Raw genomic sequence first — 12,297 nt, forward strand, 5'->3', positions numbered from 1 at the left:
TTGGAGTCTAGTCCAGGACCATGGCCCTTGAAGCCGAACAGCCAAATCCAACGGGCATTTGCCGACCAGGGCTAATACACTGCCACTCAGGTTCACGACGAGGATGCTGACCGATGAAGCACGCCAACCCTGACGCCGCCCCACGCTTCTGGCGCGACGCGGCCCTGCCCTTCATCGAAGCCCGGGCCATCGACGATGGGCGCAAGGTCTGCTATTCGCGTCACTCCCATGATCACTTCTCCATCGGCGCGATCACCGCCGGGCGCAGTACCTATATCCACGAACGCTCGAGTTTCCAGGTGGAAAGCGGCACGGTGGTGCTGATGAACCCCGGCGACGTCCATGCCTGCAACCCGATCGACGATCAGCCCTGGTCCTACGTGATGTTGTACGTCGACACCCAGTGGCTCAGGGATCTGCAGCGCCGTATCGGCTTTGACGAAAACCTCGATTTCCAAGGGTTCGCCACTACCCACAGCCGCGACGCGGAGCTGTTTGCCGCGTTGGGACGGTTGTATGGGCAATTGGTGGACGAGCAACTCGACACGGCCGGCAAGCACGCCGCCGCCGAGGCTTTTTTCATGGACCTGCAACAACGGCTCAACCCTGCCGGCCGTCCGGACCGGGGCAGTCATCCAGGGCTGATGCGTGCGGCGCAATTTATCCATGACCATTGCAGCGAAGCCTTGAAGCTCGAAGACATTTGCACCGCCGCGCAGCTGTCGCCGTCCTACCTGAGCCGAGCCTTCAAGCGCCATTACGGGATGACGCCCCACGCCTTCCTGGTCAACCGCCGGATCCAGTTTGCCCGGCGCCAATTGCGCGAAGGCAAGCTGATCGCCGACGTGGCGCTGGACTGTGGGTTTGCCGACCAGGCGCATTTCCAGCGCGCCTTCAAGCAACACCTGGCGGCGACGCCCGGGCAATATCGCGGCTGATACCGCAGCCCGGAAATGGGGTGAGTCCCCCTGTGGCCAGAGATTGCTCCCGCTGGGCTACGCAGTAGCCCTCGACTCTGGGCGACTGCTGCGCAGTCGAGCGGGAGCAAGCTCCCTCGCCACAACAGCGTTCCCACCTCTAAAGCGCGGATTACAGCCACAACAGCACTTGCTTCTTAAAAACCAGGGTTGCCGCGCACTTCAGCTCACGGCAACAACAGATACACCGCACTCACCACCAACAACACCGCCATGGCCCGGTTGAACAGGCGCATGGTCGCCGGATTCCCCAGCCATGAGCGCAGGAAACTCCCGGCGTAGGCCCAGCAGCCCACCGAGAGGTAGCAGATCACCAGGTAGATCGCCGCAAACTGCCACACCAGCCGCACCTCGCCATCGGCGACGAACGCGCCCATTCCCGCCACACAGGCCAGCCAGGCCTTGGGGTTGAGCCATTGCATCAGCGCGCCGTAGAGCATCGACGGCGCACGCCCCTCGTCCCGCCCTCCCAGCTCGCCATTGTCCATCGCCAGTTTCCAGGCCATGAACAGCAGGAAGGCCACACCCGCCAGTTGCACCACGCGCGTAAGCCCCGGCCAACGCTGCAACATTTCATGCAACCCCAACCCCATCAAGACCAGCAGCAGGACAAACCCGAGGGTAGCGCCGGCCACGTGCCGCAACGTGGCCCGAAACCCGTAGCGGGCCCCGGAGCTGAGGGCGACGATATTGACCGGGCCCGGGGTAATGGAAGCCACCAGCGCAAAGGTCGCCATGGAAAATATCAAGCTCATCACATATCTTCTTCAGTTCAGGAACGAGTCCCAAAGGTAAAGGAGCCCGCTTCGGGGGTATTGAAGAAAACTGCCTTGTCATCGAGCGTCACCGTCTATTTTTTACGCAAACTTTACGCGGTAGCCGATTAACCAAATCGATACTGTGCGGCTCAATGGATCAGGCGTTTCTCATGTCGATTGCGGTTCTGCGTCTCATCGGTTTCATCCTCGGGATTTTCCTGATTACCCTGGCGATCAGCATGGCGATCCCGCTGTTCACGCTGATGTTTTACGAGCGCAACGATGACTTGTCGGCGTTTCTTTGGTCGAGCCTGATTACCTTCGTGTGTGGTATCGCCCTGGTCGCCCGTGGACGACCGGAACATGTCCACATGCGCCCCAGGGAAATGTACCTGCTGACCACCGCCAGTTGGGTGGTGGTCTGCGCCTTCGCCGCCCTGCCGATGGTATTCATCCAGCACATCAGTTACACCGATGCATTTTTCGAGACGATGTCGGGCATCACGACCACCGGCTCGACCATCCTCACCGGGCTGGATACGGCATCCCCCGGCCTGTTGATCTGGCGCTCGATGTTGCACTGGCTCGGCGGCATCGGCTTTATCGGCATGGCCGTGGCAATCCTGCCGCTGCTGCGGGTCGGCGGCATGCGGTTGTTCCAGACCGAATCATCGGACTGGTCGGAAAAAGTCACGCCGCGCTCTCACGTCGCGGCCAACTACATCCTTTGGATCTATGTCGCGCTGACCGCCTTCGCGACCTTGGCGCTGTGGCTGGCCGGCATGACCCCCTTCGAGGCGATCAACCATGCGATGTCCTTGATCTCCACTGGCGGCTTCTCTACGTCCGACGCTTCCCTGGCGCACTGGACGCAACCGGCCATTCACTGGGTATCAGTCGTTGTCATGATGGCGGGATCGCTGCCCTTTACGTTGTATGTCGCGACACTGCGGGGCAACAGGCGCGCATTGCTCAAGGATCAACAGGTTCGGGGCTTCATTGGATTTTTGGTTGTTACCTGGCTCATGGTCGGTACCTGGCTGAGCCTGAACAGTGATCATGGTTGGTGGGACGCGGTTCGCATCGTGGCCGTCAATGTCACCTCTGTCGTCACGACCACGGGCGTGGCGTTGGGTGACTACACGCTGTGGGGCAGTTTCGCCCTGTTGCTGTTCTTCTACCTGACGTTCGTGGGAGGCTGTTCGGGATCCACGTCTGGGGGCCTGAAAATTTTTCGCTTTCAAGTCGCCAAGGTTCTGCTGATGGGCAGCTTGAAGCAACTGATCCACCCCCGGGCGGTGATTCAGAAGAAATACAACAACCATCCCATCGACGAGGAAATCGTTCGTTCACTGCTGACGTTTTCATTCTTCTTCGCAATCACGATTGGCGCCATTGCCCTGGGCCTGGCGCTGATCGGCCTGGATTGGACAACCGCCCTGACCGGCGCCGCCACCGCGGTGTGCAACGTAGGCCCGGGCTTGGGCAACATCATCGGGCCAGCCGGCAACTTCTCGACCCTGCCGGATGCAGCAAAATGGCTGTTGACCATCGGCATGCTGCTGGGGCGATTGGAGATCCTGACGGTGCTGGTGTTGTTCACCCCGGTGTTCTGGAAATATTGAACGCGATGGTCATGCGTAACTGACAGACGAAAAAAAGCCGCGACACCTTGCAGGTATCACGGCTTGTTCGGGCGATCAGCGATCGTTCTTGATCGAAGAGCTGGTTGCGTTGGTCAGGCCCTTGGTGTTGTGGGTGCCTGGCGTGGCGGTGGAAATCGCCGACGCCTTGGTCAGGCCGCGCGTATCACGGTCCTTGGCAATGCTCGAAGTCAACGAAGCCTTGCTGGTACGGTCGGTGCGGGTGGCACCGGTGTGCTTGCCGCTCACGCCATGGTCCCGGGTGCGGGTACGAGTGCCGGAGTGGTCGCTGGCCAATCCTTTGCCAAGGCCGCGGGCGTCGCCCGACTTGTCATGGCCCTGGCCACCGCCAATGCCAGCACCGTGGCCGCCGCCATTACCACCACCGTTTCCTCCGCCGTGACCGCCACCACCGCCATTGCCGCCACCGCCGCCACCGCCACCGCCATTGCCCGCGGCATAACTCGAACCGATCGGCGACAGGTCGGCCGGCAACAAGGCCGAGGCACCGAACGCCAAGGCACAGACAGCAACGGCAATCAGGGATTTCTTATGTTTGGACATGATGTCTCCGAAAGACAAAAACAGCGGGTGAACCTTTAAGACTCGAAGGTTCAATTTTTGTTCGCGACCACCCGACAAACAACCGGAAAATTCACTGTCGATTTTTCGGTGGAGTCCTCCCGGGTGCGGTTCTATGCTCTGCCTCATGAACCTACACGACTCGCTGCTCCCGCCCCATGCCGAGATGGTCCGCGCCATGCTCGAACGAGACACCGCCTACGAGGGGGTGTTCTTCACTGCGGTCAAGACCACCGGCATCTTCTGTCGCCCCAGTTGCACCGCGCGCAAGCCGAAACCGGAAAACGTGGAGTTCTACGCCCACGCCGACGAAGCGATGTCGGCCGGCTACCGCGCCTGCCTGCGCTGCAAGCCGCTGGACGCTGCGGCCATTGCGCCGGACTGGATCCAAGCCCTGCTCAAGGCGGTGGACGCCGAACCCGACCTGCGCTGGACCGACGCCTTGCTGCTGGAACAAGGCATCGAACCGCTGAAATTGCGCCGCTGGTTCAAACAACATTTCGGCATGACTTTTCACGCCTACCTGCGCACCCGTCGCCTGGGCATTGCCTTGGGCGGTATCAAGGACGGCACTTCCATCGACAATGCGGCGTTCGATTCCGGCTATGAATCGTTGAGCGGGTTTCGCGACGCCTTCGTCAAATCCTTCCACATCACACCGGGCCGCGCGGCCCTCAGCGAACCCTTGTTGTTCACCCGCCTGACCACGCCATTGGGGCCGATGCTGGCCATGGCCGAACGACGCGGCCTGGTGCTGCTGGAATTCCTCGACCGTCCGGCCCTGACCAAGGAACTGGAAGAACTGCAGCAACGCTACGGCTACACGGTCGTGCCAGGGCACAACACTCACCTGCAACAGATCGAAACCGAACTGGCCGAGTATTTCGCCGGCAAACTCACGACGTTCACCGTCCCGCTGCACATGCCCGGCAGTGCATTCGCCATACGAGTCTGGACTGAACTGCAAAAAATCCCCTACGGCGAAACCCGCAGCTACGGCGGCATCGCCACGGCCCTGGGCAGCCCGGGTGCCAGCCGCGCCGTGGGCTTGGCCAACGGGCAGAATCGCCTGGCCATCGTCATTCCCTGCCACCGGGTGATCGGTGCGGATGGCTCGTTGACCGGCTATGGTGGCGGCCAGCCGCGCAAGGCGTTTCTGTTGCGGCTGGAAAAAGCCGCGGTGCAGGTTTCGCTGCCCCTGGCGTTTTGAGCGCCCCGGAGAATGAATACCTGATGCCCGTGCCCTACCACGACGCCAGCACCTTCCTGGCCAATCTCGACGAAGACTGGCGACGGCACGTCGAGACGATCGGTCCTTGCCTGCTGCAACCCAAGCCGGCCCGGGATCCCTATGAAGCCTTGGTCCGGGCGATTGCCTACCAGCAACTGCACGCCAAGGCAGGCGATGCGATCCTGGGTCGACTGCTGGCGTTGTTCCCGGCGCAGACCTTCCCCTCCCCCACGCAGATCCTGGCGACAGACGTTGCGCAACTGCGCAGTTGTGGGTTTTCCGCCAGCAAGATCGCAACCATCCAGGGTATCGCCCAAGCAGCCCTGGATGGGGTGGTACCAGATTACGCCACGGCGCGGGCAATGGAAGACGAAGGGTTGATCGAACGCCTGGTCAGCCTGCGCGGCGTCGGGCGCTGGACCGTGGAAATGCTGCTGATCTACAGCCTGGAGCGGCCCGACATCCTGCCGGCCGATGACTTTGGCGTGCGCGAAGGGTATCGACGGCTCAAGGGGTTGGCGCAACAGCCCAGCCGCAAGCAGATGATCGAGATAGGCCTGGCCTGGCGCCCTTACCGGACGGCGGCCGCGTGGTATTTGTGGCGGGTGCCAAAGTGATGTTGGCTGTACCGACGCCTTCGCGAGCAAGCCCGCTCCCACATTGACCGAGAGCGGACAAAAATCTATGACCGACACAGATCCCCTGTGGGAGCGGGCTTGCTCGCGAAGGCGGTCGCATGGCCCCCTCAATTCAACTGTCAAGACACAAACCGTCTAGGCTGTACTGAGCCATTTCCAATCCACTGGAGGTTCCCATGCAGCTAGAAGGATCCTGCCACTGCGGCGCCGTGTCGTTCAGCCTCGCCTGTGCCCACCCCTATCCTTATCAACGTTGCTACTGCTCGATCTGCCGCAAGACCCAGGGCGGCGGCGGTTATGCGATCAACCTGGGGGGCGAAGCCCAAAGCCTGAAGGTGCATGGTCGCAAGCACATCTCGATCTACCATGCGCGGCTAAAGGACGACGGCGATAAGCGCGCCCACCGCAGCAGTGCCGAGCGGCATTTCTGTTCCCTGTGTGGATCGGGGCTGTGGCTGTTCAGCCCCGAATGGCCGGAGCTGGTGCACCCGTTCGCTTCAGCCATCGACACGCCGCTGCCGGTACCGCCGGAGCATACCCACTTGATGCTCGGGTCCAGGGCACCATGGGTGGAGGTCGAGGCGCATAAGGGCGACCAGCAGTTCGAGGTTTACCCCGAAGAGTCGATTGCCCAATGGCATGAACGCCTGGGTTTGACTGGTTGAGAGGCAGCGCTGCAGAAAGCCTCATCGTCGGAACGCCGCCCGGAGCAAGCTCGCTCCCACTGGATTTGGGAAACCCACCCCCTGTGGGAGCGGGCTTGCTCGCGATGGCGGTGGGTCAGCCAGCATTCATTCAACTGACCTGACGCATTCGCGAGCAAGCCCGCTCCCACACTGTTCTGTGGCGTTGCAAATATATTGGTGCCTTACCCAAATTTCCCTGTGGGAGCGAGCTTGCTCCGGGCGGCGTTCCGACGATGGCGTCAGGACAAACAGCCCTATGCCGCAGGCACACCACTGTGGAAACGAAACTCCACATCCGGCGATTCGATCAGTTCCCGCTCGGCCTCACGGACCTTGTCGATCACCTGGGCAATGTCCTTGGCATCGCCATACTGGTAAGCCAGTTTCAGGTATCCCTGGAAATGCCGCGCTTCGCTTTTCAGCAAACCGAAGTAGAACTTGCCCAACTCCTCGTCCAGGTGCGGCACCAGGGCCTCGAAACGCTCGCAACTGCGGGCTTCGATGAAGGCGCCGACGACGAGGGTGTCTACCAGTTTGACCGGCTCGTGGCTGCGTACCACCTTGCGCAGCCCCGAGGCATAACGGCCGGCGGAGAGCTGGCGCAAACCGATCTTGCGCTTTTTCATCAGGCGCATGACTTGCTCGTGGTGCACCAGCTCTTCCCGGGCCAGGCGCGACATCAGGTTGATCAGGTCGACGTGGGAATGGTATTTGGCGATCAGGCTCAGGGCGGTGCTGGCCGCCTTGAACTCGCAGTTCTTGTGGTCGATCAGCAACGTTTCCTGATCGGCCAGCGCGGCCTGGACCCAGGCATCGGGGGTGCGGCAACCAAGGAATTCGTGGATTTCGGGAAGATTCATGGGGCTCACGGGCAAAGGTAGTCGAGCGAAGGGCGCCGATTATACCGGCCTGCCCCCAGACCACCAGCCACCACCGTTGATATGCATCAAGTCGACGTCACACCCACAACCACTAGACTGCCCCACAAGAACTATAGTTGAGCAACGCCAGCCTTTTCATTTCAGGAGAACGCCGATCATGCAAGCCATTCGCAGCATCCTGGTGGTCATCGAGCCCGAACATGCGGAAAGCCTGGCGCTCAAGCGCGCCAAACTGATCGCCGGGGTGACCCAGGCCCACCTGCACTTGTTGGTGTGCGACAGAAAACATGACCATGCCGGCCTGCTCAGCGTGCTCAAGAGCGCATTGCTGGCCGACGGCTACAGCGTCACCACCGAGCAAGCCTGGAACGAAAGCCTCTACGAAACCATCATCGACGTGCAACAGGCAGAAGGTTGCGGGCTGGTGATCAAACAGCATCTCCCCGACAGCCCATTGAAAAAGGCCCTGCTGACCCCGGCGGACTGGAAACTGCTACGCCATTGCCCAACCCCGGTGCTGCTGGTGAAAACCGCCGGTTCCTGGAAAGACAAGGTGATCCTCGCCGCCGTCGATGTTGGCAATGCCGACGGCGAGCATCGCCACCTGCATTCCACCATCATCGACCATGGCTACGACATCGCCCTTCTCGCCAAGGCGCACCTGCATGTGATCAGCGCCCACCCCTCGCCAATGCTCTCGTCCGCCGACCCGACGTTCCAGCTCAAGGAAACCATCGAGGCCCGCTACCGCGAGCAATGCCGGGCGTTCCAGGCCGAATTCGACATCGACGACCAGCATCTGCACATCGAAGAAGGCCCGGCGGACGTCTTGATTCCATACATGGCGCGCAAGCTGCAGGCGGCGGTGACGGTCATTGGCACCGTGGCCCGCTCGGGGTTGTCCGGGGTGCTGATCGGCAACACCGCCGAGGCTGTGCTCGACACGCTGGAAAGCGATGTGCTGGTGCTCAAGCCCCAGGAGGTGGAGGATCATCTGGTGGAGTTGGCGGTCAAGGATTGAATAGACGCTGGCGATAAAGCTCTTGTGGCGAGGGAGCTTGCTCCCGCTCGGCTGCGCAGCAGACGCCTGGATTTGTCAGGGCCAGGAAATTTTCCAGGTCAAGAGCGAGGGCCGCTTCGCCCGAGGCGTCGGACCGTCCCAGCGGGAGCAAGCTCCCTCGCCACAAAGCGCCCTGGCACAAAAGCTCCTATGCACAAATGGCTGGTGGTCAGCCGCCAATCGCATCCTTCAGGAACCCCGGCGCTATGTAGCGCTGGTAATGGGCTTCGGACAGAAGGAAAAACTCCCGATCAATGGCATCGCGCAGGTCCGGCAGTTCCCAATCGCGAAATTCCGGCATCAACACCATGCCGTAGGCTTCCAGGTTATTGATCACCCGCGCGCCCCGGGCGATCAACTGATAGGCCCAGCAGTATTGCGACTGGTGCGGCACGAAGCGGATCTTGCGTGATTCCAGTTGCTGGCGCAGCAATCCGGGGTCGAAAACCTCCAACTTGGCCACCATCACCTGCACCAACAGCTGTTCGAGCCGCATCCACACCGCGCGTTTTTCCTCCTCGTTGTAGCCGTTCCAGTGGATCACTTCATGGTGGAACCGCTTGCAGCCACGGCACACCAAGTCACCATAGACAGTGGAGCAAAGGCCGACGCAAGGGGTCTTGATGAGCTGGTTGGGCATAAGGAAACGCACACGCAAAAACAGGACAGGCCCGCATGTTAGCCCTTTGTCTAAGATTGATCACCCCTCAAACTTCCCGGCCCAACTTACCTTTAATTTTTTTTTCCCGTAGAATCAGCCAGCCTTTTAAGGCGCCAATGTCCGTTAGAAGCTGTTTTCAAAGCGTCACGAGCACAGTCGTTCCTTCAGAGCGGTGTTGGCGAAGGGTCTTTCCAGCGGGGAAAGCCCAACGCCAACCCTCATCAGCTCCCGTTCTGCAGGCGTAAAACTTTGAAAGCAGCTTCTGTGAGGAACTCCGGCAACTCTGGCGTGGAGGCCCAAAAAGCCCCCTGACGCGCATGAGTGCCGTGAGTTTCTGGATGAGCGTCCCGGACACCCATTTGGGACCACTGATGAGGGTAATAACTGTGCTTGAAGCCTACCGCAAACATATCGAAGAGCGTGCAGCCCTGGGTATCGTTCCCCAGCCGCTTAACGCCGAACAAACCGCAGGCCTGATCGAGCTGCTGAAAAATCCTCCGGCTGGCGAAGAAGCTTTCCTCGTTGACCTGATCACCAATCGCGTTCCGCCTGGAGTCGACGAAGCCGCCTACGTCAAGGCCGGTTTCCTGTCCGCCCTGGCCAAGGGCCAGGCCCAATCCCCTCTGCTGGACAAGAAGCGTGCCGTCGAACTGCTCGGCACCATGCAGGGCGGCTACAACATCGTGACCCTGGTGGAGCTGCTGGACGACGCCGAGCTGGCGCCAGTCGCCGCCGAAGAACTCAAGCACACCCTGCTGATGTTCGATGCCTTCCACGACGTGGCTGAAAAAGCCAAGAACGGCAACGTTCACGCCAAGGCCGTGCTGCAATCCTGGGCTGACGGCGAGTGGTTCAAGAAGCGCCCGGTGCTGGCCGACAAGATCAGCCTGCGCGTGTTCAAGGTCACCGGCGAAACCAACACCGACGACCTGTCCCCTGCCCCGGACGCCTGGTCCCGCCCGGACATCCCGCTGCACGCCCTGGCCATGCTGAAAATGGCCCGTGACGGCATCGTTCCGGACGAGCAAGGCAAGACCGGCCCGATGAAGCAGATCGAAGAAATGCGCGGCCAAGGCTTCCCGATCGCCTACGTCGGTGACGTGGTCGGTACCGGCTCCTCGCGTAAATCGGCAACCAACTCGGTGCTGTGGTTCTTCGGTGACGACATTCCTTACGTGCCGAACAAGCGTGCTGGCGGTTTCTGCTTCGGCAGCAAGATCGCTCCGATCTTCTACAACACCATGGAAGATGCCGGCGCACTGCCCATCGAGTTCGACGTGTCGAACATGAACATGGGCGACGTGATCGACCTGTACCCTCATGCCGGCAAGGTCTGCAAGCACGGTACCGACGAAGTCATCACCACCTTCGAAATGAAGACCCCGGTGCTGTTGGATGAAGTCCGCGCTGGCGGCCGTATTCCGCTGATCATTGGCCGTGGCCTGACCGAGAAGGCTCGCGCAGAGCTGGGCCTGCCAGCGTTCGACCTGTTCAAGAAGCCTGAAGCACCGGCTGAAAGCACCAAGGGTTTCACCCTGGCGCAGAAGATGGTCGGCAAGGCCTGCGGCCTGGCAGAAGGCCAAGGCGTACGCCCTGGCACCTACTGCGAACCGAAAATGACCACCGTGGGTTCCCAGGACACCACCGGTCCAATGACCCGTGACGAACTGAAAGACCTGGCGTGCCTGGGCTTCTCGGCTGACCTGGTGATGCAGTCCTTCTGCCACACCGCGGCCTATCCGAAGCCGATCGACGTGACCACCCATCACACCCTGCCTGACTTCATCATGACCCGCGGCGGCGTTTCCCTGCGTCCGGGCGACGGCATCATCCACTCGTGGCTGAACCGCATGCTGCTGCCAGACACCGTGGGTACCGGCGGTGACTCCCACACCCGTTTCCCGATGGGCATCTCGTTCCCGGCCGGTTCCGGCCTGGTCGCGTTCGCCGCTGCCACCGGCGTCATGCCGCTGGACATGCCGGAATCGATCCTGGTGCGCTTCAAAGGCAAGATGAAACCTGGCATCACCCTGCGTGACCTGGTTCATGCCATTCCGTACTTCGCCATCCAGAACGGTCTGCTGACCGTCGAGAAGAAAGGCAAGAAAAACGCCTTCTCCGGCCGCATCCTGGAAATCGAAGGCCTGGAAGGCTTGACCCTGGAACAGGCTTTCGAACTGTCCGACGCCTCGGCCGAACGTTCGGCTGCCGGTTGCACCATCAAGCTGTCGAAAGAGTCGATCACCGAGTACCTGCAATCGAACATCACCCTGCTGCGCTGGATGATCGGCGAAGGCTACGGTGATGCACGTACCCTGGAACGTCGCGCCCAAGCGATGGAAGCCTGGATCGCCAACCCGCAACTGATGGAAGCCGATGCCGACGCCGAATACGCCGAAGTCATCGAAATCGACTTGGCCGACATCAGCGAGCCTGTGCTCTGCGCGCCGAACGATCCGGACGACGCCCGTCTGCTGTCCAGCGTTGCTGGCGAGAAGATCGACGAAGTGTTCATCGGTTCGTGCATGACCAACATCGGTCACTTCCGCGCTGCCGGTAAGCTGCTGGAGCAGGTCAAGGGCCAACTGCCAACCCGTCTGTGGCTGTCGCCACCGACCAAGATGGACGCTCACCAGCTCACCGAAGAAGGCTACTACGGCATCTACGGCAAGGCCGGTGCACGGATGGAAATGCCAGGCTGCTCGCTGTGCATGGGTAACCAGGCACGCGTCGAGCCGAACTCCACCGTGGTGTCGACATCGACCCGTAACTTCCCGAACCGTCTGGGTGACGGCGCGAACGTCTACCTGGCTTCGGCCGAACTGGCGTCCGTTGCGTCGATCCTGGGTCGCCTGCCGACCGTCGAGGAGTACATGGAATACGCCGGCAAGATCGACAGCATGGCAGCGGACGTGTACCGCTACCTGAGCTTCGATCAGATCGCCGAGTTCCGTGAAGCGGCGGCAAACGCCAACATCCCGGTCGTTCAAGCCTAACGCTTAAAACGCCCGACTAAAAACGCCGCCCTTCTTGCGAGGGGCGGCGTTTTTTTATGGCTTGTTTATTTCGATGCCCGGCGAGCCACCGCTATCGCGAGCAGGCTCGCTCCCACATTGGATTTTCAGCGAACACAAAATTCATATACACCGCAAAACCTGTGGGAGCGGGCTTGCTCGCGAA

At 61.0% G+C, this 12,297-nt stretch carries 11 protein-coding genes; 7 read left to right on the forward strand and 4 right to left on the reverse strand.

The window, feature by feature from the left end; genetic code table 11:
• Positions 1-113 precede the first annotated feature (113 nt).
• Complete coding sequence (locus tag HU715_RS11010) at positions 114-938, forward strand: helix-turn-helix transcriptional regulator (protein WP_186704857.1); 825 nt, start codon at positions 114-116, stop codon at positions 936-938.
• A 206-nt stretch (positions 939-1,144) separates the two neighbouring features.
• On the opposite strand, the gene HU715_RS11015 is transcribed toward HU715_RS11010, so the two are convergent.
• The gene (locus HU715_RS11015) at positions 1,145-1,732 is read right to left on the reverse strand and encodes a LysE family translocator (RefSeq protein WP_186704856.1); all 588 of its coding nucleotides are present in this window, start codon (positions 1,730-1,732) and stop codon (positions 1,145-1,147) included.
• Positions 1,733-1,905: 173 nt separating this feature from the next.
• Between HU715_RS11015 and HU715_RS11020 the strand changes: the two genes are divergently transcribed.
• A complete protein-coding gene (locus HU715_RS11020) occupies positions 1,906-3,360 on the forward strand; it encodes a TrkH family potassium uptake protein (RefSeq protein WP_186704855.1) in 1,455 nt (484 codons plus the stop codon).
• 75 nt (positions 3,361-3,435) lie between these two features.
• Here the strand turns inward: HU715_RS11020 and HU715_RS27290 are convergent, their stop codons facing one another.
• Complete coding sequence (locus tag HU715_RS27290) at positions 3,436-3,942, reverse strand: hypothetical protein (protein WP_186704984.1); 507 nt, start codon at positions 3,940-3,942, stop codon at positions 3,436-3,438.
• Between the two features lie 145 nt (positions 3,943-4,087).
• Here HU715_RS27290 and HU715_RS11035 point away from each other — a divergent pair, with 145 nt between their 5' ends.
• From HU715_RS11035 to HU715_RS11045, 3 genes are all read left to right on the forward strand, one after another.
• Entirely contained in the window at positions 4,088-5,170 is a 1,083-nt protein-coding gene (locus tag HU715_RS11035; RefSeq protein ID WP_186704854.1) for a bifunctional transcriptional activator/DNA repair enzyme AdaA, read from the forward strand.
• A 23-nt stretch (positions 5,171-5,193) separates the two neighbouring features.
• Complete coding sequence (locus HU715_RS11040; protein ID WP_186704853.1) at positions 5,194-5,808, forward strand: DNA-3-methyladenine glycosylase family protein; 615 nt, start codon at positions 5,194-5,196, stop codon at positions 5,806-5,808.
• Positions 5,809-6,005: 197 nt separating this feature from the next.
• Complete coding sequence (locus HU715_RS11045; RefSeq protein WP_186704852.1) at positions 6,006-6,494, forward strand: GFA family protein; 489 nt, start codon at positions 6,006-6,008, stop codon at positions 6,492-6,494.
• Between the two features lie 275 nt (positions 6,495-6,769).
• On the opposite strand, the gene HU715_RS11050 is transcribed toward HU715_RS11045, so the two are convergent.
• On the reverse strand, positions 6,770-7,375 hold the full coding sequence (locus tag HU715_RS11050) for a MiaE family protein (protein ID WP_186704851.1): 606 nt from the start codon (positions 7,373-7,375) through the stop codon (positions 6,770-6,772).
• Between the two features lie 178 nt (positions 7,376-7,553).
• On the opposite strand from HU715_RS11050, the gene HU715_RS11055 reads away from it, so the two are divergent.
• Positions 7,554-8,417 carry a universal stress protein gene (locus HU715_RS11055; protein ID WP_186704850.1) on the forward strand — a complete coding sequence of 288 codons (864 nt, stop codon included), beginning with the start codon at positions 7,554-7,556 and terminating at the stop codon, positions 8,415-8,417.
• A gap of 208 nt (positions 8,418-8,625) precedes the next feature.
• Here HU715_RS11055 and HU715_RS11060 read toward each other — a convergent pair whose 3' ends face one another.
• Complete coding sequence (locus tag HU715_RS11060; protein WP_186704849.1) at positions 8,626-9,096, reverse strand: DUF1289 domain-containing protein; 471 nt, start codon at positions 9,094-9,096, stop codon at positions 8,626-8,628.
• Positions 9,097-9,503: 407 nt separating this feature from the next.
• Between HU715_RS11060 and acnB the strand changes: the two genes are divergently transcribed.
• Complete coding sequence (acnB, locus tag HU715_RS11065; RefSeq protein WP_092348756.1) at positions 9,504-12,113, forward strand: bifunctional aconitate hydratase 2/2-methylisocitrate dehydratase; 2,610 nt, start codon at positions 9,504-9,506, stop codon at positions 12,111-12,113.
• Positions 12,114-12,297 lie beyond the last annotated feature (184 nt).

Source organism: Pseudomonas zanjanensis (genome assembly GCF_014268745.2).
In the GTDB taxonomy this organism is placed as follows: Bacteria; Pseudomonadota; Gammaproteobacteria; order Pseudomonadales; family Pseudomonadaceae; genus Aquipseudomonas; species Aquipseudomonas zanjanensis.